Below are 21,432 nucleotides of genomic sequence, written 5' to 3'. Positions count from 1 at the left end.
TTTGTGAGTTTAACCATATCCGGATAGCCAGTATGTTTTCCCGCCACTGTGGAAACACCAACGCCCCGCCACCTACGAAACCGGCATCGACACCGACTTCAATCCCAGCTGGGCAGGACGCGGATAAAAGCACACACTTTGCCCCTTAAGCCCCACTACCAGAAGCTAGAAAATTAATAACCCCCTCGCGGCCGTGCCCGGTGTACGGAGTGACCTTGAAGTGAAGCGTCCTGGGTTTAGTTCCGCTTCTTTTACGACCCTGTGTTGATGGGCTCGGTGAGATAGTACTCGGTTTCTACTTCTTGTGGGGTGGCGTCAACAACCAACCACTCAAGCCATGCCATATGAGCGAAGAAGAACTCAAAGAACAGTTCTCACGTGCCAAAATCGCTACCGCAGGTGCCCGAGCTCTGGAAATGCTGGCCGATCCAGCCTACGATCACTTCAGCTTCTACGACTTTTTGTGCGAGATGATGCTCGCCCAAGACACCAACCGTAAAGCAAACGCCACCCGCAAAGCGATCGCAGGCGCACACTTTGCTAACCCCAACATATCCATCGAACACATCAACCCGAACCCCGAGACAGGGCTATCAGCCCAGCGTCTAGCCCGGCTAAAAGACAGTGAATGGATCATCGGGCCAAACACCCAAAACCTGATCATCATCGGCCCTACCGGCAGCGGAACAAGCTACCTCGCGCAAGCCATCGGTGTCAACGCCTGCATCAACCAGCTGAAAGTACGTTACTGGCGCTTAGCCGAACTCGCTCGCCACTTCGATGCCCTACGTGATAACACCTTTGCCCTGGACAGTCTGACGCAACAGCTCGCCAAATACCATCTGCTGATCATCGATGATTTCTACACCACAGAAATCTCGCGACATGCCAGCAGCCTGCTATTTAGCCTCATGGACGCACGAGAAGGCCAAGCAACCGTCATTGTCTCACAACTAGAACCCCAAGATTGGATGAAACAAATACCCAACCAAGTCACAGCGGAATCACTCATCAACCGCATCCTGCACCCATCCATGGTCATCCGACTCGACGGAAAAACCAACCTACGGGCACAACATAACCCGTCTGAAGCAATCTAAAACAGGGCTCCTACACCAGTAGCTTTCGGTGCGCAACCAAGCCACCGAAAGCTACCCCCGCCCCACCGCTTTCCAAACACCGGAAAACCACTTTCCGACCATGCGAATCCAACTTTCAAATCATGACAACGCACATATTTATCGAGGACCCGAGAGCAGAACTCTTTTCGGAAACTGACAGGCCACTTCGACATTACAACGATGAGGTTGGAAGGATCGGTCTAATACGCTCCGCAATCGATAATACTGGTCGGTTTGAAAATCTTGCCGAGGTTTCCATGACCAACCGCATTGAGCTGAGTTGCCCTGGGGACGTTGTTGTCATGCTAAACAACATGGGATACTGGGCCATATTAATGCATGACAGAGTTGCATTAATGGACGGCCTAATGGGCGTGACCCAATAGCCCACATGCGGTTTGCGATTGCCACAGACAAAAGCACGAAGCTGAACTTAAAAAGCTTACCGACTCTCTGAATCTGACGGCGTAAAACCTGTTACGAAATGGGCGAAGAGACGGTTGGCTATCCCATCCATCGGGATGGGAAGTCCTCCCCTGGAGGACTTGTCGCCAGTCTAAGCCCACCGTAGCTTTATCCTGAGATCATTTCAATGGAGTTTCGAAGCTAAATCCTTTGACCCAAAAGCCGCCCAGAGTCATCTCCGTCCCTAAGGTAGAGTACGATCGAATCCTCAAAAAATTCAATATCTTCAAAGTCTTCCACAGGTACATTATCGCTGTTCATTGTTATTATATGCTGGTATCCAAAAGCTTTTGCTGATGAATAGGCGACTTCGAGAGCGATAGCTGTTTGCCGCTCATCGACATCGGCGAACATACCACTATCGTGAATTAGAAAACCTGGTCCAGCGTTTCTTTTTGCCAAATCTTCACTAATTGCTATGTCGTAGGCAAAGATGGCCATTAGTTGGACTCCACCAGAGCCAGTCTTCGGGAGCTCTACTTCAAATTGCGGTCCACTTTTTCCGGACGAAATCATCAAATTTGCTGCTTCCCCGTACAATTTCTCGATAATTTCTCCAAATCGCGCTACGATCTGCTTTCTCCTCGGGAACCTCTCTTGAATATCTTGCTCAGTGCGGGAAGACAAGCTTGTTTCTTCAGCTTTGAGTTCTGATTTCCTATCACTAATTTCACGCAAATTGGTTATTTCTTCTTCGATTTTCAGGCTTTCATTTCGAGCAACCGATAAGTTGCTCTGTAAACCTAGTGTAGAGTCCTTTAATTGTGTTTCTGGTTAGTGGTGGATTCAAGGGTGGTGCGTGCGCGGTTGATTGTGGCCAGGATGGTTTCTGCGTCTTTAACCCAGGTAAAAGGTGTGGGGTTTATGTTGCGGTGGTTGATCCAGTCCATGATCTTGTGTTCGAGGTCGGCTACCGAGTGGAAGGCTTGATTGCGGATGACTTTGTCGGTCAGGATGCCGAAGAATCGTTCGACCTGGTTAAGCCATGATGACGAGGTGGGAGTGAAGTGGAAGATAAACCGTGGATGTTTATCGAGCCAGGCTTTGATGTTGGAGTGTTTGTGAGTGGCGTAGTTATCTAACACGATATGAACACCGAGTTCGTCTGGCACTGTGGCATCAATCTGGCGGAGGAAGGTGAGAAATTCCTGGTTACGGTGTCGTTTGGTGGTCTGCGCGATCACTTTTCCGGTGGCGGTATCTAGTGCTGCAAACAGGGTGGAGGTGCCGTGTCGTTTGTAGTCATGGGTCATTGTTCCTGCACGTCCCGGTTTTAATGGTAGTGATGGTTGTGTGCGATCCAGTGCCTGGATGATGGTGTCAGATGGTTTGTGTGTGGGATACCGATCCTGCATGAGGAGATGAACCACAATGACGACTATGACGCGACGTGATCCAGAGGATAAAGCTCGGATTGATGCTATTGAGGAGAAACTGCTTGCCAATCCTGAGGTAGCTAAAATCATCAAGGAGCTTGCAACCTCTACTACGGATGCCAATGAACTGGTCAGGGGCATGCTGCAAGCCTCGCTATCGGCAGCATTGCAGGCGGAAATGGATGTCCACCTCGGCTATCAGTCTGGTGACAGGGCAGCCAAAAACGCTGCTCGGGCTGATAACCACCGCAATGGCAGCTATCCAAAGACCGTGGATTCTAACTATGGGCCTGTCACCATTGATGTGCCCCGTGATCGGCAGGGGACGTTTGTTCCGACGATGGTGCCTAAAGGAGTACGTCGCCTGACCGATGTCGATGACATGATCGTTAGTTTGTATGCCGGTGGGATGACCATCCGTGATATCCAACACCACCTAGCCACAGCCTTGAAGATCGATGTGTCGCATGAGACGATCTCTGCGGTTACTGATGCAGTGCTCGACGAAGTACTGCAGTGGCAAAGCCGCCAGCTAGATGAGTTCTACCCCGTGGTGTTCCTCGATGCACTGCGTATCAAAGTCCGTGATGGTGGGCGAGTGGTCAACAAGTCTGCTTATCTGGCTATCGGGGTGGATATGGACGGTATTAAGCACATCCTGGGTATTTGGATTGCCAAAGAAGAAGGAGCCTCGTTCTGGGCACAGGTCTGTTCCCACCTGGCTAACCGGGGTGTTAAAGACGTTTTCATCGTGTGCTGTGATGGGTTGAAAGGCCTGCCAGAAGCAGTCGAAGCGACCTGGCCGAACTCGATGGTTCAAACCTGTATCGTCCACCTGATCAGGGCAGCCAACCGGTGGGTTGCGTACGGGGACCGTAAAGCAGTATCAGCGGCTTTAAAGCAGATCTACACCGCTGCTGATGAGGACCAGGCAGCGCAAGCGTTAGAACACTTTGCTGCAACTGAGCTGGGGCAGAAATATCCGCAATCAGTGAAAGTGTGGCGCGATGCGTGGGATCGGTTTATACCGTTTCTACAGTTCCCGCCAGCAGCGAGGAAGGTGATCTACACGACGAATTCGATTGAATCGTTTAACAATCAACTACGTAAAGCCACCCGTAATAGGGTGCAGTTCACTAACGATGAATCCGCAGTCAAGACGCTGTGGTTGATGATCTGCAATATCGAAGATCGCCGTGCCGCCAAACGAGCCAAAGAAGGCAAAAAGGTTGCTGCCACAGCCGGACGCCTCATAGAAGGTGCACGCGTGGCAGGGTGGAAACAAGCCATCAACCAAATGTCCGTAGCCTACCCCGACCGCTTCCAAAACTACCTATAAAATCAACCCCACACACAAACAACTTGACACCCTCGCCTGGATAGAGGATTTTTCATCCACACACAACACGACAGCTTTTTCTGGGGGATTAAGATAAAGACCTACGATATCGACGAGTTTCTCTGTAAACTCCGGGTCATTCGACAGTTTAAATATATCGGTACGATGCGGTGCAATACCTAAGGATTTCCAGATCTTCGCCACTGTTGACTTACTCATCCCGCAGGCAGCAGCCATGGTTCGCACACTCCACCGGCTATCACCACCCGGTGGTTCTGAGTTAAACAGCATCTCCAGCATGGAGATATAGTCCTCGTTACTATAGGTCGGTTTCCGTCCCCGGCCAGGTGCTACCGCACCGAAGTTATTTAAACCGTGCTGCTGGAAATGCCGACGCCACGCCCTAACAGTGACCGCCGAGACATCACACCGCCTGGCAATCTCAAGATTAGCCACCCCATCACAGGCAGCAAGCAAGGCTTTAGCACGAATCACCTCCCGATACGGACGAGACGGAGATGACGCGATTTCCTCTAAACCCTGACGTTGCTGTTCAGTAACCTCAAGCGCGGCAGCAGCATGTGACATACACCAAAACTACCACACCACAAACCTATTTACAGGACCCTACACTAGTAGTCATAGACTAGTTGCCCGCCTTCGTTTCGGTCGGCCCCTCCAGCCGGAACGAACCTGGATCGCATGGCCCAAGGCGCGGTTCTACAGTCACCGTTGTAGTAGTAGTGGTCTCAGGACTTGCCAAGGTCTCTGGAGCTCCCAAGGTGGAACTGGCCAACGTGGGCTCTGCCAACGTCTCCGGCTACTCACTGTCGCCACTGTCGACAACAACTACCGGTAACAGAAGAACAGAAGAGCAGTGGCCAAGACAAGCGCCCCAATAGTATTGGGCTAGAAATCCCAATCCGAGTCCACAGTATCCTCAGCCTCACCAATCACATACGCAGACCCAGAACCCGAGAAAAAGTCATGCGTCTCCGTCGAATCCGGGGCAAGAGCGGCCAGGATCTCAGGCTCCACCGCCGCCGCTTCCTGTTCATACCGTGGCTCATAGCCCAGATTCATCAGTGCCTTGTCCGCGTTGTAATACACAAACGCCATCACACCATCAATCCCTGGCTTATCCACCAGCGAGTACAACTCAGACGAGTAGTCCAGTTCGAGGCGAAGCAGTCGATCAATCAACGAATGAGTAAAATCACTCATCTCGTCGGCACGCTCCGGATGGGCCTCAATCCCGCGCTGATACTTGTAGCCAGAGTAATACCCATGCACTGCCTTATCCCGCAGAATCAGGCGGATCATGTCGGCGGTATTGAGCATGATTCCTCGCGCCGCGTACCACAAGGGCAGGTAAAAACCGGCGTAGAGCAGCAGCGAGGACAGCACTGTGGCGGCGACTTTTCGCTTCAGAGGATCATCGCCATGGTAATAGTCCATCACACATGTCGCCCGATTTTGTAGCACGGCGTTGTCGATCGCCCACGTGTAGGCATCGTTGATTTGCTTGGTGGAGCACATGGTGGAAAATACAGACGAGTAGCTTTTCGCATGCACTGCCTGCATAAATGCGATATTGGTGTACACCGATTGTTCCTGTTCAGTGCGCGCATCGGGGATCTGTACGATCTCACCGACAGTTGCCTGGACGGTGTCGAGCATGGTCAGGCCCGTAAACACCTTCACCGTGAGCTCCTGGTGCTTGGGGGAGAGTTCTTTCCAGTTTGGGAGGTCATTAGAAAGCGGAACCTTCTCCGGAAGCCAAAAGTTACTAGTGAGGCGCTTCCACACCTCCGTATCCTTGGGGTCTTCAAGATGGTTCCAGTTAATCGGGCGCAGGGGGCCACGCGGATGCTCGGTAGGAGGAACAGAACGGTTGAGGTAAAACTCTGGTTGGGTCATAGGGATCTCTTTCTAGGTAGAGGTGGTTGCGTGCTCGCGCGCGGCCAGGAGGCCCGCCACATGGTCGACGTCGCGGTGCGTTCCTAAAAGCTCGAAACGGTACAGCTCTGGCACATTGCACTTGCGGGCGATAATGGGGCCAGCGCAGCAGTAATGCACACCGAAGTTGGTATTTCCGCTGACAATCACGCCACGAATCAGTGCACGGTTTTCCGGCACATTGAGGAATTTGATCACCTGCTTCGGTACAGCGCCGCGGTGATCGCCACCGCCATAGCTCGGCACGATCAAGATGTACGGTTGGCTGACATACAGCGCCGGTTCAGTGCGCCTCAGCGGGATACGGTATGCGTTGAACTGCGTTTTTTCCTGGAGCTTTACGACGAACCGATGAGTGTTCTCAGACACCGAGGAGAAGTAGACAACATCCATTATGTTGCCACTCGCCACATATGTTCAATGCAGTGAACTTTTTGTTTCATAGCAACGAACATAGTGCATGGGGGACCATGTACGCAAGACTGCACTCCACCCGCCAACCCACACTAAAAGGTCTACATCGAAATTGTGGGGTCGGCAGGGGGTCGTCGTAATGCGAACTATTTAAAGCATACTTCTGTGTCTTTATTTTCGCAGGTCAGGTTAGGTTTACCTTGCTTGTGCACACACATGAGCATACCTATACTCGGAATTAACAGATACGCGAACACTTCAAAGATCTAGCTGAAAGGTTCACCCCATGACTACTGCAATTGCTTCTTGCTCTACCACTAACTGTGCGTTCAATAACGGTGGCTGCACCGCCCTGGGCATTACCGTCGCCGGTGATTCCACGGCATCCTGCGCCACCTTCGCAACCCTCGATGCCCGCAGCAGCCGCCCAGCAGAGGGCACCGTCGGTGCATGCCACCGCCTCGAATGCACCCACAACAAGGATCTGCTGTGTACCAATTCCTCCATCACCATCACCGGTGACAAAGCAGAGTGCGACGCATACCAAGTCGCCTAACTCCACGCAGAACCTGACGCTGTTCTACAGCACTTGACGCGAATACGCGGAAACGGGCCTTTCCCATAGAGGAGAGGCCCGTTTCGCTTTCTCGGCGTGAACACAGATACGCGAAGCGTTACGCCGAGGCCTGAGCTACCAACCCTTCCAGAGTGGCAGACAAGTTTTCAAGAGATCTTGCGGGCGAATCGAACGTGACATACGCCGCGATACGCGCATCATTCGTCATGTGCAAAACAGTAATGCCCACTTCACACACATCAACCACGAAGCTGCGATTGCGCAAATGCTCACACACTGGGTGCATCATTGGCGGGTAGACCTCACCAGCCACCACGCCCCGGCGCACCCCCTGAACCAGCTGGGCGAGATCTTCTTCGCTTAACGCACCTGCGACGTCATATTGGCCGAGACGGTCCATAGAAAGTGCAGGTTGGCGTGATACGTGCCGCACGACCTCATCAAAATCAAATGCGCACGTGCCAGCGACATAGTGAAGATGCACGCTGGACGGGTCCACCACACCGGTTATCCACGGCCCGCTTGTTGATACCCACTCGATAGCGCCGATGGCGTGAAGGCTTGCGGCGGTGACAACCATCTGAAAGTGGGGCGCCTGCAGCGTGACGTCGACACGCACCTCAGTGGGCAAGACGTGCCCAAGCTCAGACATATCACAGGAAACCAGCCACTGGCCGTAGGCATTCAAGCCATGCGCAGCCACGCTGATCTGACGATTCTGCCCGTCCGCATAATCCACCAACGACATATCACCCATGCCGGCAACCATGCGCGCTGCGAGACTCATCGCAAGTAGCTCGGGGCGCTTCGCCGATTCCGTGCCTCCGATGTGAGGCAGCACAGTGCGTGCCGCCTGGGCGCGTAACGATTTATCTCGCATATCCCTACCCTCTCGATAGCTTAAGGTAAGGCTAACCTAACGTATACCTTAAGGTGTAGTCAAGGGGGTGGTGAATTCTTGCTAGCGATCACGGCTTGGGGTCGTACTGGCCCAACTGCACCCACTCGAGCTGGCAGCCCAGCGGATCGAGCACGTCGAAAGCCTCCCCGGTGCCGTCGCGCAATCCCTCTTCAACATCGTCACCACCAGCGGTGATGTCCACCATTGCATAATCTGTGCCGGATTTAACTTCGCGCACCAACCATCCATCGCGCCCGCGCGAACCCAACGCGTCGGCGCTGAGGTCTTTCAACCATTCCAGCACGCCCTCGCGCGCCATCGGACCTGTCACCGTCAACCGCACGCTTACCGACGAACCATCGCCGTCCGCCTGCTCATCACGGATCCAGTCCGTATCAATCTCATACCGTTGGTTCATGGGTGTCAGAATAGTAAGAACTCAGCACGGACACGAAGTAGCATCTCCGCTCATGTTTGAGGGTTCGAGAGGGTTCGTGAGGGTTCGTGAGGGTTCGTGAGGGTTAAGGTATTTCTATAACGTTTTGTTTCCGGCACCACGGTAAGGAGACCCTCATGGTCAAACGCCTCGTCCCTTTAGAGCGACAACTGCCCGTCCCCCAGCTCTTCACCGACTTTTTAAAGTTTAAGAAGCCGTCATTGGATCGTCGTCAAGCACGCCTCGACGCAGCGCAAGACGTATGGGACCTGCGAAAGATCGCACAACGACGCACCCCTACCGGGCCCTTCGACTATGTCGAAGGTGCCGCCGAACAGGAGATCTCCCTGGGGCGCGCGCGTGAAGCGTGGGCGAATATCAGCTTCCACCCACAGGTGCTTCGCGACGTCTCCAACGTGGACCTATCCACCACAGTTGCCGGGGGAGAAGCTGCGCTGCCACTGGCGATCGCACCCACCGGTTTTACCCGCATGATGCACGCAGAAGGCGAAATAGCCGGGGTGACCGCAGCGCACAAGGCGGGCATCCCGTTTACGCTGTCCACGGTCGGTACCGCCACCATTGAGGAAGTCGCGGCGGCCGGGCCTTATGGGCGCACATGGTTCCAGCTGTACATGGCCAGCGAATCCCGCGAAATCTCAGAAAGGCTGATTGAGCGGGCCAAGCGCTCCGGCTACGACACGCTGATCGTCACCGTAGACACCCCGGTTGCCGGTGCGCGCCACCGTGATGCCCGCAACGGCATGACTTTCCCGCCACAGCTCACTTTCAAGACGGTGCTCGATGCGTCTTACCGCCCAGAGTGGTGGATCAACTTCCTCACAACCAAACCCTTGGGCTTCACCAACTTCGGCGAGGGCACTCAGTCCATCGCACAGATTGGCAACATGTTTGACCCATCGCTGAACTTCGACGACATCGTATGGCTGCGCGAACAGTGGAAAGGTACCCTGCTGATGAAGGGCATCCAGACAGCTACCGACGCCGCGCGCGCCATCGACGCAGGTGCCGACGGCGTGATCCTGTCCAACCACGGTGGCCGACAGTTAGACCGCGCGCCAGTACCGTTGTACACGCTGCCTGCAGTACGCAAGGCTGTCGGTGAGGAACCGACCGTGATCGTGGATACCGGAATCATGAGCGGTGCCGACGTGATAGCTGCTGTGGCACTGGGTGCCGATGCTGCCATGATTGGGCGCGCCTACCTGTACGGGCTGATGGCAGGCGGTGCCGAGGGTGTGGTGCGCCTGTTGGACATCATGCGCGCTGAGATGACCCGCACCATGCAGTTAATAGGTGTGGGCTCCGTTGCAGACCTGAACCCTGACTTAGTTTCCTTCGACTGGAAGGTACGCAACCATGAGCACGACTACCTCTAGCGGCGCGGGCGAAGCGGGTGACGCAGGTAGCGCGGGTGCTGCCGGGCAGGTCGGCCGGGCAGGGCGGCTTGGCCTGCGCAAAGGCGGCGGACGCGCGGTGTTCGCCTCTATGCTGGGCACGCTCGTGGAATGGTATGACTACGCTCTCTACGGTGCCGCCGCATCGCTGGTGATCGGGCCACTATTCTTCGGCCACCTCGATGCCGGCCAGGCCGTGGCAGCTTTTGCCACCTTCGCCGTGGGCTTCATCGCCCGCCCATTCGGTGGCCTGCTCATCGCGCACTGGGGTGACAAGCATGGGCGCAAACCCGCAATGCTGTTCACCATGATTGTGATGGGTATTTCTACAGTAGGGATCGGCCTGCTGCCCACCGCAGATATCGCCGGTGTATGGGCCGTCGTCATGCTCATCGCCCTGCGCCTGCTCCAAGGCCTCGGCGCGGGTGCCGAGCTCACCGGCGCAATGACACTGGTGGCCGAATATGCCATACCGACCCGGCGCGGCTTGTGGACATCCTTGGTGATGTCCATGCCTCCAGCGGGTTCCGCAGTAGCAACCCTGGCGTTTCTCGCTGTGGCCTCACTGCCGGAAGAACAGTTCTACGGCTGGGGCTGGCGCGCACCGTTTTTGGCATCGGTGGTGTTGTTCCTCATCGCGATCTTCATCCGCACCAAACTTGAGGAATCGCCCGATTACCAGGCAGCCATGGAAAGCCGCGACGCAGCACAACGCGCGGCCCGCACCCCGCTGGGTGAAGTACTCAAAAACCAGTGGCGCGAAGTCATCCTCGGGTTCATGGCAGTCACCGGCCATAACGCCAACAACTACATCATCTCGATCGCCTCAATCACCATCATGGTCGCCTACGGTGGTCTCGAGCGCACTGAAGCACTCACCGCCGTACTCCTCGGCTCGTTGCTCGGCATTCTGCTCAGCCCCCTAGGGGGCATGGCCGGTGACCGCTTCGGGGCGGGTCGTGTGATGGCTGTCGGCGCAATCGTCGGCCTGCTGTTCGCTTACCCGCTGTTCACCGCGTTCAAATCCGGCAGTATTTGGGTCGCATTCGCCGCACTCGCCGTGTCATACGGCTTCGTCTTGGCCTGTACCTCCGGTGCCCAGGGGGCGTTCCTCGCTAACCTGTTTCCCGTGCGCACCCGTTTTACCGGCACAGCACTGGCACGCGAAACCAACGGCGCCCTGGTAGCCGGGCTTACTCCGATGATTGTCGCGGCGCTGCTCGAGGTCGGCGACGGCTCGATCATCTGGGCCGCAGGCTACATGGCGGCCTGTTTTTTCATCACTTTCCTCGGTGTTGTACTCGCCCGCGGAAAAGGCGACAATAAGGCGGAGTCGCCCGCAGATGCAGCAGCTACCGCAGCAGCCAACTAACGCCATGGCACGCACTCCACAAACTCTGTGGGCGGTCAGTGACCTGCACGTTACGTTCGAACAGAACCAGGCGGTCGTCGATAAGCTCGCGCCCACACACCCCGAGGACTGGTTGATTGTGGCCGGCGATGTCGCTGAGAAAATCCCCGACGTGGTCCGCGCCATGAAACCGCTGGCGCAGCGCTTCGCCACGGTGATCTGGGTGCCCGGCAACCACGAACTCTTCAACCGGCGCACCGACCGCATCAACGGCAAAGCACGCTACCGGGCACTTGTGGGCGAGCTGCGCGCGCTCGGCGTGGTCACCCCGGAAGACCCATTCCCCGTCTTCGGAGGTGTTACCGTGTGCCCCCTGTTCACACTGTATGACTACAGTTTCCGCCCACTGGGCTTGAGTGCGCAGCAAGCGATCGCACGTGCCGAGGTTGTGCTTGACGACGAAATCGCCATCGCACCCTATGTTGATGTGCAACAGTGGTGTGCTGAGCGGGTGGAGTACTCTCGCGGGCGTCTCGACGCGGTACGCGGTGAGACGGTGCTGGTCAACCACTGGCCGCTGGTGGTGGAACCCACACGGCGGCTGCGGGTGCCGGATATTGCGCTGTGGTGTGGGACCGAGACGACCCGCGACTGGGCGGTGAAGTACCACGCCCGTGCGGTTGTGCATGGGCACCTGCATATCCCGGTGGAAACGGTTGTGGATGGGGTACCCCACATCGAGGTGTCGCTGGGGTACCCGTTTGAGAAGCACCCGCCTGCGGCGGCGCGGCGGCCATGGCCGTTTCCAGTGCTGCGGATCTAGCCGCGGTTTCCAGTTAAGCGCTGGGCTGCAGGCCGGTGCGTCGTTAAGCGCGCATGTGCTCTTACTACTGCTTCTCTCACTACTGCTTCGCGATGCCGTAGGAATCCCGCAGGGTCACCGTGCGCTCCTCGCCACCGTGCAGATCACCCTCCACCAGGTAGAAGTCGATCTTGAATGTCTCTGGGGTCACGGTGTACACCGCGAAGGTCTGTACCTCAGACTGGCGGTAGTTATCGTGCTTGTGCTCGAACTTCGGGGAGCTCTCTGGCTGCTCGGCGATGTCGAACAAACCATTCCACAGGCCAGTGTCCTCATCGGTCATCCAGTCCAGCTTCGGACGGACCTTCGCAACGTGCTCTGCGCCCTTCTGGTAGATCGCGTCATAGGTCTTGGTGCCCGAAGTGTTCGGAATCACGTAGGTAACACCCTCGGGGTTAACGTGGTACTCAACGCCATCGATGTCAGCCTTCTCAGTATCCTCAACCTCGCCGTAAGCAAAATTGTCTGGGGTGTACACAAGCGACTTGGTGCGGGTCAGGTTGTGGTCGTGGCCCTGAAGGACAACGTCGACCCCTAGCTCGTCAGCGATCTTGACAAACTCTTCGCGGGTGACCTGCACGTCTTCGTCCTGGAGTGCGTGGTAGGACGCGGAGTACACAGGCTTGTGGTACGCCAGCACGATCCAGTTCGCGCCAGCATCGCGGGCAGCCTGGATGTCAGCCTTAGCCCACTCCATCTGCTCCTTACCGATAGCGCCTTCCTCTGGGTTATCTTCGGACTCTTTGTTGTCATTGGTGTTCAGAACAACAAAGTGTGCGCCGGAGTAATCGAAGGAGTAGTAGGAGCCACCGGAGACTGCATCGTTGGTGATTGGCACATTGGTGTGCTCGTTGAAAGCGGTCAGATCCTTGCTCAGGTCATCGCGCAGATAGTTCAGCACATACTCATCATGATTACCCGGGGTATAAGCGTGCGGCAGGTTAATGTTGGCTTCGCGGGACATGTCCAGGTTGTCCACCCACTCGTCCTCAACCTGGGCGATCTCAACGAAGTCGCCGGTGTGCAAAGCAAAGTCCGCCTCTGGTGCGGTCTCCAGTGCCTTTTCGAGGGTGTTCGCGCCGTAAGCTGCCTCGTTATTTACGTTCGCGTTCCAGTATGCGTTCTGGGTATCGGTGTACTGGATGAACTAGAAGGAGCCGTCTTCAGCACCAGCGGTGCGGAAAGAACCGGTATCGGAGAAGCCCTCAGACTCAGAGCCCAGCTGGAAGTAGTACTGGGTGTCTGGCTGCAGGCCGTCTGCGGTGGCCTTATTGGTGTGCTCAGTGACTTCCTGGAGTGCGAGGTAGCCAAGCTCATCACCATCGGCGGTCCACTGTGTATTCTCGCGGGTGATTTGCTCATCGGTGAAGTAGCCCAGGACCTCTTCCGGCTCGTTGTTCTCGTCAACGAGGAAGTCGCCTTCCTCATCGGTGGTCACTGACGCGTAGATGTAGTAGCCATTCTCATCGCGCTCTGCGTACTCGGAGATCACCTGCTCAACCTCTGCCTTGAATTCCATTGGGTCAGACATGTCCTGGCTGGTAGAAACACGCACGACGGAATCGTCCATCTTGTCGGTGGTGTACCAGTTGAAAGACATCGACGTCGATGGGTCCTCCGGCAGGTTCATCGCGATGCGGTTGGGCTCATTATTCGGCTCCACCGGGGCGACCTCTGGCTTATCGTCCTGCAGCTCAATCAGGTCGAGACCGTTCTTCGCGCCGTAAACCGGATCAACCTCACCTTCGCGGGTCTCGATAGTGGTTGCTGCGTCGTTAGAGGAACCCTCATTGGTGCAGCCGGTGATGACCATCGCGGATGCAGTTACCGCAGCGATCACCTTCAAAGACCTAGTCCATGTAGCCATGTGCTGTTTTTCTCTTTCTTTCTCGGGAAAACGCCAGCACTTAGTCTTTCCCACCCATGTAACTCCCAGATAGATTTAAGTTAAAGTGAATATGAATTATTTTAGGCCCGAAAATTCCTGCTAAGAATCTAACGGCCCGCGGTCGAGCCTCCCATTGACTGACGCGACTGATCGATGGTGTCCGTCTTGTTGGGGTACACACCCTCGGTAGCGTACTCCTCGCGTACGCCGTCGATCTTGCCGGCAGCGAAGCGGTTCATGATCATGGCTATCGCACCGTCACCGGTGACATTCGCAGCGGTGCCGAAGGAGTCAATGACGATATAAGCAGCGATCATCAACGCCACCATGTTCTCATCGAAGCCCATCATCGACGCCAGTAAGCCTACAGCCGTCATCACAGCACCACCTGGCACGCCCGGTGCAGCAATCATCGTGACACCCAGCATCAACAGGAAGCCAATCGCCTTGCCCACAGACACATCCATGCCAGTCATGTAGATGATGGCAAATGCGTAGAGCACCAGCTTCATCATGGAACCGGACAGGTGGATCGTGGCGCACAGAGGCACCGTGAAGCCTGCGACGTTGCGGTCCACATCGTTTTTCAAGGTGGAACGCAGGGTGATCGGGATAGTCGCCGCCGACGAGGACGTACCCAACGCGGTGAAGTACGCAGGCATCATGTTTTTCAGCGCGGTGAACGGATTCTTACCCGCGATCGCACCGGCCACTAGGAACTGGAGCACCAAGTACACCAAGGTCATCACAACAGCGAGGATCAGCACCTTGCCAAACGCCGCCATGGTGGAACCCAGGTTGTCGTTCATACCCAAATTAAGGAACATGCCGAAGATGAACAAAGGCAGCAACGGGATCACAAACGCCTCGATCACTTTCATGATCACACGCTCTAGGTCGCGCGATGCGTTATACAAGGTGTCGGACTTCACCGTGGTCATGGCCAAGCCCACGCAAAACGCCAGTACCAGCGCTGTCATCACGGCGAACGGCGGGTCAATCTCTACGGTGAAGTAAGGAGTAAGGGAGCCTTCATCGATGTCCTCAACGTTGGTATTGAGCTCTTGATTGCCCAGCAATGTGGGGTACAGCGCCAGCGACAGACCGTAGGCGATTAGACCAGAGATGATCGTGGAGCCGTAGGCCACGCCGGTGGTGATACCCAGCCACTTGCCTGCGCCGCGACCCAAGCCCGCGATCGCCGGGGTGATCAGTGCGAAGATCAGCACGGGCACGAAGAAGCTGAGGAAGTTGCCGAACAACGAGTTGAAGGTAATGAAGATGCGCGCCAGCCACTCCGGGAAGAAGAGGCTGCACATAATACCGAGGATGATCGCTATGACGATCCTGAATAACAGCGAGCTCGCAATAGTTTTGAAGTTCATTGGTGTACTTTCACGGAACCGATACGGACGGGAACTATTACAGCACACCGCCAGCGGTGCACCAGTCTCCCAATTGTCCACCACCGTGGGTTTATTCACTAAATCCATCAGCAAAAAAGGGGCATACGTGCTCTCGAGGTGGTGCGGGGCCCGCCGTTCTGGATTCCGGCCACGGCCCGCTAGACTTTGGCCCATGACCGCAAATCTCATCGTCGCTGTGCTCTTTGTTGTTGCCGCGCTGCCGCTTCTGGTGCTGGGCTTTTTGGCTACTACGGGCAAGCTCAAAGGCAACTCCTACGTGGGCCTGCGGGTGCAAGCAGTCCGCCAGGAAGAAGCGATTTGGACACAGGCGCATAAAGTCACCGGACCCTTTCTAATTCTTGCCGGTGTGACCTTGGCTTTTGGTGCGGCTTTTGCGTGGATTGCGGCGGGGTGGCTGTGGCTAGCGCCGGTGGTTGCGGTAGTGCTGGCGCTGGTCTTTTTGTCAGTGGGTGGCAATATGGGTGCCCGCACTGCGTCGCTGCTGGATGCGGCCCAGCAGGCCGAGCAGGAACAGCCCTCGCCACAGCCTGAGGCTCCGGCCGTGGACTTGGACGCTTTACGACGCGCTGCTGGACAGTCCGATAAGCCTGGGAAGTAAGACTGCCCAGCTGGAGTTGAAAGACTGTCTCAGCGGCTGCTCCATCATTGGGGTGATGGTGGGAGGTTGGTGGGAGGTTACTGCCTTGGGTAAGTTTTGATCGATCTCGACGATCTCGGGCACTTTTGAGATATTCGCTGAAAGCTGTGAGTGGTTTAGACCTATCTCGAAAGATTTGATAAAGACTCGGGTCCAGCTGCTTGAAAAAGAGAAATTCTGCACCTTGAATCGTCTGTGTATCCGAGTCTGGAGCATGTCGACACGTTGATTGAAGGGGTGGCTCCCACGGAGTAGTTCGCCGGAGGTCTTTGCTTCTGTAATGGCGCTGGTTGGGATTTCTCGTGCGCGTGATCCGGGCCGGATGTAAAACCGGGCAGCGCACCTCAACGGTATAGCCCAGAGCTTCAGGAATATCAGATGGAGAATGTCTGGAAAAGACAAGACGGCATGGAGAGTAAGGAGCTAAGTCACAAGTCTATCCTTCGCTCTGAGGGCGGTGTTCAGGCGGTTCCTCGTTGGCCTGCAGAACACGCAGCAGTCGACAAGGATCGCCATGTACCATAGGCCTAATTCTGAGGTGGTGCTTAACGCAAGGTACCTCTACGTGTGGGCAGGCTTTTGGAATCAACTCGGAAGGAATGAATGACAATGGCAAATTTTTCGGCTATGCGCACTGAGCTACGCCAGGGCACGCTTCACATTAATGGGCTTACTATTGAAAGCCGCGTTCGGTTGGAGCTAGCTCCTTACACGGACTATGTTCTTGATCTACAGTTTCAGGTGCGTGAGGGAACCGCCCAAACCGCGATGAGAGTTAACGCATACGATGCGAATCTTGTGACACCGGATGGTGAGGAACTGGAGTCAACGCGCTTGATTGATGGGATAACCAATTCCGCTCGTATTCCTATCCGTACTGGAAAGAAAGCGGGTTTGCTCAGTGTGTTCAATGAGTTTTGTCATAGCGATTATGCTCATGCGGCTCCTGCCTATGAGCATATGACGGGTGATTCTGGCATGCTTCTTGAAGAGGAGGGCTCGACGATTCATTTCCGGTGTAATAACCGTGATCCTCGTGACCAGTTTGCGTTTGAGGATGTTACCGGCACACTAACCCTGTCGAAGATCACTCCTGAGGTCTTCTACACCCCCAACTAGATGAAGCATTGTGCTTGCCCCACGTGCATGTGCCGTGGTGGGGCCAGCACCCAGCACCGAGAATTTATGATGATAGGAGGCTCCGATGACTACTTTTAGTGAAATGTTCGTACAAGCCCGTGGGAAGCCCATCACTATTGGGGGCATGACACTTGATTCAAGTCTTGAAGTCGCGCCTCTACCTCACGAGATGTCAACACTATCGTGGGAGTTTGAATCACCGTGGCCAAAAGGGCAGGTGGGGCTAAAATTCCGGGCGATTGATTGTTCCTTCCAGTACGCAGATGTTGACACTCACGACCTTTACGTGCTCCACGGTCAGGCTAATCAGGGCTCGGTTACTATTGCTAATACTTCCGATATTTCACTTGTCGGTATTACTAATATCTACCGGTCTGGTACTAGTCTCGACTCGTTTGAGTATTGCAATGGTGACCAGGCTATGCGTATCGACGAAACCAGCCCTGGTGTCTTCGCTTTCCGGGCTAATAATGGTTCCCCGGCTGATCGGATGGCACTAGCGGATATTAGTGGGACAATTACGATCACACCTGCTCCGAAGAGTCCCGCACCTAGGCTTACCGATATGCCGTCTATTCAACGGTATTGCTACATTGATACCACCCACCACTCCACTGAGGATGAAGCACTCATTGGCTACGCTACAACCGTAACCGGTAACACTGCTGCTACGAGTGAAGCAATCAAAACACTTATTGGCCGATTCGACGGTTCCGACCACGCAGTTGTTGCTTCGGCAGAAGATGCGGTTGTCATTGAGGTGGATATCTCCGACGAAGACACCACTGAATTTTCCATGGTTGATGAAGCCCATCTGTGGGGCCTTTCAATCGTGCGGCTTTTTGACCGGAAGGTGCTGACAAAGAACCTCTACAACTAAGGTGCCCGGGGTTATGAGAAGTCGTTTAGATAGCTGCGCTGGTGTGCGTGGTGCTGCGGGGCCTGACTTCTCCTGACGGCACCATGTGCAGTGTCATGATTCTTGTGGACTGTGAGTTTCGCAGCCTCCACGAATCATGACACTTCATTTAAGCTCCCTATCCATCTGTCTCGATTTGAATAAAAATATACAAACGAAGGCGAAGAAAGCCAAAACGAAGACTAGCGCTGCAAGCAGCGGATATCCGATCATGGTCACAAGGAAACCAGAGAGGATAGAGCTCACACCCGCTGCAATATTTATAGCCAAATCCAGCCTACCCTGGAGCGCTATTCGCTGGTTCGCGTCATCAACCTTAGAAGCAAGAGTGGAGGAAGCTATCATACCCACCGACCAAAACACTCCGACCCCAAAGAGGCCCGCAGTAAACAGGATAAAAGAGTGATGCAGAAAAACTAAGAAGAAGATCGAGATTATAAACGTGGTTGCTCCCCCCAAAATCGTTTTTCTAAGTCCGAACCGATTAAGACTGGAGCTCACAACAGGTCCGAGAGCATACATGCCGAGCAGGTGAGCTGTCATGACGATTCCGGATCCAGACGGACCAAAAACTCTATCCGTATAAATAGGTGCCATTGTCATCAAGCTAATCATTGACGCGTGGGCAATGATGCCGACAGCGAATATAACTACATAGGATTGATTCCATATGAAACGCCCTGAGCCTGAAGGAGTAGTCGAGCGTGGCGGCTCCGATGAGTAGCTCCGACGCCTTTCAAAAGACAGGGCCAGTAACCCAATCATAAAGATTAGGGCAGACCAAAGGAATATCCACTCCATCGGCGATTCGATGTTTAGAGAGATGAGACCGTAAATGTTTGGCCCTATCATGGAGCCTATCGCGGAGCCAAAGAGCACTACGCCAATTGCAGATGCGGCCTTTTGACTTTGCCCGACTTTCTCGGTGGCTGTAAAGCGAGAAATAAGTGCGCTTACCGTGCCTCCCCCAAGGAGAAATAGTCCAACAAAGAGAAGCCACCCATTGGAGCCTTTGGTAGATATAGCAAAGTGTGCAACAAGGGATCCTAGCGCAGCTACACTAATGGTGCATCGTAGTGCAAATAGCCTATCCTTGAGAATGCTGATCCTCGTTGCCGCTATGGTGATAAACGTCGCGCCCAAGATGGTGCTTGTCTGAGCTAATCCCCCTAATGACTCCTTACCTGTCACCTCAACGGCTGCAAGCGCGGCGATAGTGAGATTTAAACCCACCGCGGCGGATATGCAAATTTGGGTGGCAAATATCGGCCAGATTAACCAAAGGGTGCTTCTCGTTGAACTTTTCGAGGGGTCGATCAAGGCAATTCGACTTCTTCATAATAGAAGGGAGCTTCATCGCCCTTTACAAACCATGCTTTATAGCGCTCTGGCTCTTGAAAAACGGTAGCCTCATACTCCGTTACGATGGAGCCATCTAGACGGACGATCGCGGTTCCATGCCAGGGGGAAATCACAGTATTAGCATCGCGCATAATGGGAGAGTACTGATCTGGTTTAGGGTGGACTGTTCCACGGATAGCATCCGGGAATGCGGTCATTACCAGATCGAGCCTGCGCATAATAGTTAAAAGCACGGTGTACTCGAATGCGGCGTGCTCTGCTCGCTTGAGAAGAGCCTTTTCTGCACGAATGAAGAAACTATCTAGATCAACATCCTTGTAAGACCCGCTCTTGTACATTTCAATCAGAGCTACAGTTATGGGAGTGGTTTCAACTCCCTGCCGAAGAGCGGTGGGGTTACCTTTCGGTCCCTTTAGTAACCTTTCGTGCTCCATGAGCATAATAATGTCGTCGACAACACTTCCTGTAAAACTGTCTCTTACATCCGAGAGGACATCTGCCTTCTGTGAGTAGCTCGTCTTGAATTCTTCAGCATCAAACGCTTCGAGCGTGGCCGAGTCGGGCCGAGTCCATCTCTCAGTTGCTTCGACGCACTTCCACGGGTCTGTGAGCCAATTGGTAGGAGTGAACGAAATATGAAAAAACTCTTCAGAGAGTTTCACATTAGAGTGGTTTGACTTATCCATTAGGTAATCTCCCGCAATGGAGTTGTGGTGATGTAGATGCTGAATGCTTGAGTGGCAGAATTACCTGAATACTTTATCCTGAGTTGGCTCATTTCAGTACGACAGTTTAGGTAGTTTTCGAGGAATTCTTGGATATTAGCGGGAATTGATGTTTCAGCTTGCATTGTTTGGCCTGCGACCTTGATGGTGCAGCTGCGATATTTCTTGAGAGTTCGCACGATTCGTTTCAGCAATAGGCCGGAGATGTGTTATCCGCACAGGATTATGCGCGTTACCTGTGCCCACATCAGCTCCAAGACCAGCAAGATCAAGTGCCAGTTGGGTTTGCTCGCCGTCAGTAAACACACTGCGCCTTTGTTTTAGCACCGCGACATCATCGTCATTGTGTGCTTATTCGTTGTGACCACGCACGGGTTTACGATACCGATATCCCTACACGGTTTGGACAGCTATAGCACTAGAGGCATTGGTAAACATACGGGTCGGCCCTGACTACCTAACCCCCATGAAAAATCCGGGCTAGGGCTTGCGGGGTTGTCCTAGTGTCGCGAATGAAGCCATCTAGGTGCTACAGAAAACCAAAGAATTGCAGCTTCACGGCCCGTTTGCGATGAGTGTCGATCAAGGGTATCCAGAAATGGCGCCAATGGAAATCCAAGCACTCCAACAAGTTTTAAAACGATAAGTAGGATGATTCGGTGTCTTACGAACAAGAATATTCGGACGTTGTAGACCAGGTTTTTACCGAGCTGGCAATCCCGGAAATTAGAAAACTGATGATTGCAGTAATCCAGGAGTATCTACACTTTATTACTCCTGAAGAAATATCACCTGACTTGAATAAATCACTCACGAAAGGCAACTTCGAGTCCATCGCTGCACATGCTCACAAGTGGAAAGAAGAATGCGAAGAGAAACTAAATTTGGCGTACGATCAAGCTGACATTTCCGACGACGAATTAGACGCCACCGATGATAGGTTTAGGTTCTCAGAAGCGTGCGCATGCATTGGTGCGGAACCTTTTACTAAAAATAAGTTGCGATTTTTTATCGATAGTCTTTCGACATTCAAGGCGGATCCTACGGTTGATATTCTTCTTGAACTTGAGAAACACCTCTGAATCATATGGATAGAGTGACACAGCCCAGTCGAC

General features: G+C 54.2%; 21 protein-coding genes and 1 pseudogene. 10 read left to right on the top strand and 12 right to left on the bottom strand.

Annotated elements, in window-relative coordinates; all coding sequences use genetic code 11:
- Positions 1–344 precede the first annotated feature (344 nt).
- A complete protein-coding gene (locus CKV99_RS12900; protein WP_092259614.1) occupies positions 345–1,100 on the top strand; it encodes an ATP-binding protein in 756 nt (251 codons plus the stop codon).
- Positions 1,101–1,727: 627 nt separating this feature from the next.
- Here the strand turns inward: CKV99_RS12900 and CKV99_RS12890 are convergent.
- Together CKV99_RS12890 and CKV99_RS12885 are read right to left on the bottom strand one after the other, a co-directional pair.
- Positions 1,728–2,264 (bottom strand): DUF2326 domain-containing protein, encoded by a 537-nt coding sequence (locus CKV99_RS12890; protein ID WP_092259609.1) that lies wholly within the window; start codon positions 2,262–2,264, stop codon positions 1,728–1,730.
- 80 nt (positions 2,265–2,344) lie between these two features.
- Positions 2,345–2,899: pseudogene (locus tag CKV99_RS12885) on the bottom strand (IS630 family transposase); the annotation flags it as partial.
- Positions 2,900–2,966: 67 nt separating this feature from the next.
- Here CKV99_RS12885 and CKV99_RS12880 point away from each other — a divergent pair.
- Positions 2,967–4,301, top strand: a complete 1,335-nt coding sequence (locus tag CKV99_RS12880; RefSeq protein WP_197697175.1) for an IS256 family transposase — start codon at positions 2,967–2,969, stop codon at positions 4,299–4,301.
- On the opposite strand, the gene CKV99_RS12875 is transcribed toward CKV99_RS12880, so the two are convergent.
- The 3 genes from CKV99_RS12875 to nrdI all read right to left on the bottom strand — a co-directional run bounded on the left by CKV99_RS12875 (position 4,296) and on the right by nrdI (position 6,653).
- Positions 4,296–4,889, bottom strand: a complete 594-nt coding sequence (locus CKV99_RS12875) for an IS630 family transposase (protein WP_095114766.1) — start codon at positions 4,887–4,889, stop codon at positions 4,296–4,298. The two genes, CKV99_RS12880 and CKV99_RS12875, sit on opposite strands and share 6 nt — an antisense overlap.
- Positions 4,890–5,210: 321 nt before the next feature.
- The gene (nrdF, locus tag CKV99_RS12870) at positions 5,211–6,221 is read right to left on the bottom strand and encodes a class 1b ribonucleoside-diphosphate reductase subunit beta (protein ID WP_092259295.1); all 1,011 of its coding nucleotides are present in this window, start codon (positions 6,219–6,221) and stop codon (positions 5,211–5,213) included.
- Positions 6,222–6,233: 12 nt separating this feature from the next.
- On the bottom strand, positions 6,234–6,653 hold the full coding sequence (nrdI, locus tag CKV99_RS12865) for a class Ib ribonucleoside-diphosphate reductase assembly flavoprotein NrdI (RefSeq protein ID WP_092259298.1): 420 nt from the start codon (positions 6,651–6,653) through the stop codon (positions 6,234–6,236).
- 307 nt (positions 6,654–6,960) lie between these two features.
- Here nrdI and CKV99_RS12860 point away from each other — a divergent pair, with 307 nt between their 5' ends.
- Positions 6,961–7,230 (top strand): DUF1540 domain-containing protein, encoded by a 270-nt coding sequence (locus tag CKV99_RS12860; protein ID WP_092259300.1) that lies wholly within the window; start codon positions 6,961–6,963, stop codon positions 7,228–7,230.
- A 118-nt stretch (positions 7,231–7,348) separates the two neighbouring features.
- On the opposite strand, the gene CKV99_RS12855 is transcribed toward CKV99_RS12860, so the two are convergent.
- Together CKV99_RS12855 and CKV99_RS12850 are read right to left on the bottom strand one after the other, a co-directional pair.
- Entirely contained in the window at positions 7,349–8,131 is a 783-nt protein-coding gene (locus CKV99_RS12855; protein WP_092259303.1) for a hypothetical protein, read from the bottom strand.
- A gap of 88 nt (positions 8,132–8,219) precedes the next feature.
- A complete protein-coding gene (locus tag CKV99_RS12850) occupies positions 8,220–8,570 on the bottom strand; it encodes a hypothetical protein (RefSeq protein WP_092259306.1) in 351 nt (116 codons plus the stop codon).
- A 155-nt stretch (positions 8,571–8,725) separates the two neighbouring features.
- Between CKV99_RS12850 and CKV99_RS12845 the strand changes: the two genes are divergently transcribed.
- From CKV99_RS12845 to CKV99_RS12835, 3 genes are all read left to right on the top strand, one after another.
- Positions 8,726–9,988 carry an alpha-hydroxy acid oxidase gene (locus CKV99_RS12845; protein WP_092259309.1) on the top strand — a complete coding sequence of 421 codons (1,263 nt, stop codon included), beginning with the start codon at positions 8,726–8,728 and terminating at the stop codon, positions 9,986–9,988.
- A gap of 109 nt (positions 9,989–10,097) precedes the next feature.
- Positions 10,098–11,378 carry an MFS transporter gene (locus CKV99_RS12840; RefSeq protein ID WP_092259576.1) on the top strand — a complete coding sequence of 427 codons (1,281 nt, stop codon included), beginning with the start codon at positions 10,098–10,100 and terminating at the stop codon, positions 11,376–11,378.
- Positions 11,350–12,180: a metallophosphoesterase family protein gene (locus tag CKV99_RS12835; protein WP_408607541.1), complete on the top strand. Its 831-nt coding sequence runs from the start codon at positions 11,350–11,352 to the stop codon at positions 12,178–12,180. The genes CKV99_RS12840 and CKV99_RS12835 overlap by 29 nt, the downstream gene beginning before the upstream one ends.
- Positions 12,181–12,259: 79 nt before the next feature.
- Here CKV99_RS12835 and CKV99_RS14875 read toward each other — a convergent pair whose 3' ends face one another.
- From CKV99_RS14875 to CKV99_RS12825, 3 genes are all read right to left on the bottom strand, one after another.
- Positions 12,260–13,363, bottom strand: coding sequence for a metallophosphoesterase family protein (locus CKV99_RS14875; RefSeq protein WP_256232241.1), 1,104 nt, complete (start codon positions 13,361–13,363; stop codon positions 12,260–12,262).
- 3 nt (positions 13,364–13,366) lie between these two features.
- On the bottom strand, positions 13,367–14,086 hold the full coding sequence (locus CKV99_RS14870; RefSeq protein WP_231910080.1) for a fibronectin type III domain-containing protein: 720 nt from the start codon (positions 14,084–14,086) through the stop codon (positions 13,367–13,369).
- A gap of 128 nt (positions 14,087–14,214) precedes the next feature.
- A complete protein-coding gene (locus tag CKV99_RS12825) occupies positions 14,215–15,492 on the bottom strand; it encodes a dicarboxylate/amino acid:cation symporter (RefSeq protein ID WP_092259312.1) in 1,278 nt (425 codons plus the stop codon).
- Positions 15,493–15,685: 193 nt separating this feature from the next.
- Between CKV99_RS12825 and CKV99_RS12820 the strand changes: the two genes are divergently transcribed.
- From CKV99_RS12820 to CKV99_RS12810, 3 genes are all read left to right on the top strand, one after another.
- Positions 15,686–16,132, top strand: coding sequence for an SdpI family protein (locus tag CKV99_RS12820; protein WP_092259315.1), 447 nt, complete (start codon positions 15,686–15,688; stop codon positions 16,130–16,132).
- Between the two features lie 648 nt (positions 16,133–16,780).
- Positions 16,781–17,290 carry a hypothetical protein gene (locus CKV99_RS12815; RefSeq protein WP_092259318.1) on the top strand — a complete coding sequence of 170 codons (510 nt, stop codon included), beginning with the start codon at positions 16,781–16,783 and terminating at the stop codon, positions 17,288–17,290.
- An 85-nt stretch (positions 17,291–17,375) separates the two neighbouring features.
- A complete protein-coding gene (locus CKV99_RS12810; RefSeq protein ID WP_092259321.1) occupies positions 17,376–18,191 on the top strand; it encodes a hypothetical protein in 816 nt (271 codons plus the stop codon).
- Between the two features lie 144 nt (positions 18,192–18,335).
- On the opposite strand, the gene CKV99_RS12805 is transcribed toward CKV99_RS12810, so the two are convergent.
- Positions 18,336–19,550 carry an MFS transporter gene (locus CKV99_RS12805; protein WP_157728480.1) on the bottom strand — a complete coding sequence of 405 codons (1,215 nt, stop codon included), beginning with the start codon at positions 19,548–19,550 and terminating at the stop codon, positions 18,336–18,338.
- On the bottom strand, positions 19,547–20,278 hold the full coding sequence (locus tag CKV99_RS12800) for a hypothetical protein (protein WP_095114764.1): 732 nt from the start codon (positions 20,276–20,278) through the stop codon (positions 19,547–19,549). The genes CKV99_RS12805 and CKV99_RS12800 overlap by 4 nt, the downstream gene beginning before the upstream one ends.
- A 698-nt stretch (positions 20,279–20,976) precedes the next feature.
- Between CKV99_RS12800 and CKV99_RS12795 the strand changes: the two genes are divergently transcribed.
- Positions 20,977–21,399, top strand: coding sequence for a hypothetical protein (locus tag CKV99_RS12795; RefSeq protein WP_092259330.1), 423 nt, complete (start codon positions 20,977–20,979; stop codon positions 21,397–21,399).
- Positions 21,400–21,432 lie beyond the last annotated feature (33 nt).

Origin of the sequence: Corynebacterium cystitidis (assembly GCF_900187295.1) — a bacterium.
In the GTDB taxonomy this organism is placed as follows: domain Bacteria; phylum Actinomycetota; class Actinomycetes; order Mycobacteriales; family Mycobacteriaceae; genus Corynebacterium; species Corynebacterium cystitidis.
The sequence above is the reverse complement of the archived record's forward strand: the minus strand, read 5'-3'. Positions and strand labels throughout refer to the sequence as shown.

Excerpts from the sequence above, each read along its gene's own strand:
- CKV99_RS12810 (WP_092259321.1), top strand. The coding sequence starts at position 17,376 with ATGACTACTTTTAGTGAAATGTTCGTACAAGCCCGTGGGAAGCCCATC.
- CKV99_RS12855 (WP_092259303.1), bottom strand. The coding sequence starts at position 8,131 with ATGCGAGATAAATCGTTACGCGCCCAGGCGGCACGCACTGTGCTGCCT.
- CKV99_RS12825 (WP_092259312.1), bottom strand. The coding sequence starts at position 15,492 with ATGAACTTCAAAACTATTGCGAGCTCGCTGTTATTCAGGATCGTCATA.
- CKV99_RS12800 (WP_095114764.1), bottom strand. The coding sequence starts at position 20,278 with ATGGATAAGTCAAACCACTCTAATGTGAAACTCTCTGAAGAGTTTTTT.
- nrdI (WP_092259298.1), bottom strand. The coding sequence starts at position 6,653 with ATGGATGTTGTCTACTTCTCCTCGGTGTCTGAGAACACTCATCGGTTC.
- CKV99_RS12860 (WP_092259300.1), top strand. The coding sequence starts at position 6,961 with ATGACTACTGCAATTGCTTCTTGCTCTACCACTAACTGTGCGTTCAAT.
- CKV99_RS12875 (WP_095114766.1), bottom strand. The coding sequence starts at position 4,889 with ATGTCACATGCTGCTGCCGCGCTTGAGGTTACTGAACAGCAACGTCAG.
- CKV99_RS12840 (WP_092259576.1), top strand. The coding sequence starts at position 10,098 with ATGCTGGGCACGCTCGTGGAATGGTATGACTACGCTCTCTACGGTGCC.
- CKV99_RS12815 (WP_092259318.1), top strand. The coding sequence starts at position 16,781 with ATGGCAAATTTTTCGGCTATGCGCACTGAGCTACGCCAGGGCACGCTT.
- CKV99_RS12900 (WP_092259614.1), top strand. The coding sequence starts at position 345 with ATGAGCGAAGAAGAACTCAAAGAACAGTTCTCACGTGCCAAAATCGCT.
- CKV99_RS12820 (WP_092259315.1), top strand. The coding sequence starts at position 15,686 with ATGACCGCAAATCTCATCGTCGCTGTGCTCTTTGTTGTTGCCGCGCTG.
- CKV99_RS12835 (WP_408607541.1), top strand. The coding sequence starts at position 11,350 with ATGCAGCAGCTACCGCAGCAGCCAACTAACGCCATGGCACGCACTCCA.
- CKV99_RS14870 (WP_231910080.1), bottom strand. The coding sequence starts at position 14,086 with ATGGCTACATGGACTAGGTCTTTGAAGGTGATCGCTGCGGTAACTGCA.
- CKV99_RS12850 (WP_092259306.1), bottom strand. The coding sequence starts at position 8,570 with ATGAACCAACGGTATGAGATTGATACGGACTGGATCCGTGATGAGCAG.
- nrdF (WP_092259295.1), bottom strand. The coding sequence starts at position 6,221 with ATGACCCAACCAGAGTTTTACCTCAACCGTTCTGTTCCTCCTACCGAG.
- CKV99_RS12845 (WP_092259309.1), top strand. The coding sequence starts at position 8,726 with ATGGTCAAACGCCTCGTCCCTTTAGAGCGACAACTGCCCGTCCCCCAG.
- CKV99_RS12880 (WP_197697175.1), top strand. The coding sequence starts at position 2,967 with ATGACGCGACGTGATCCAGAGGATAAAGCTCGGATTGATGCTATTGAG.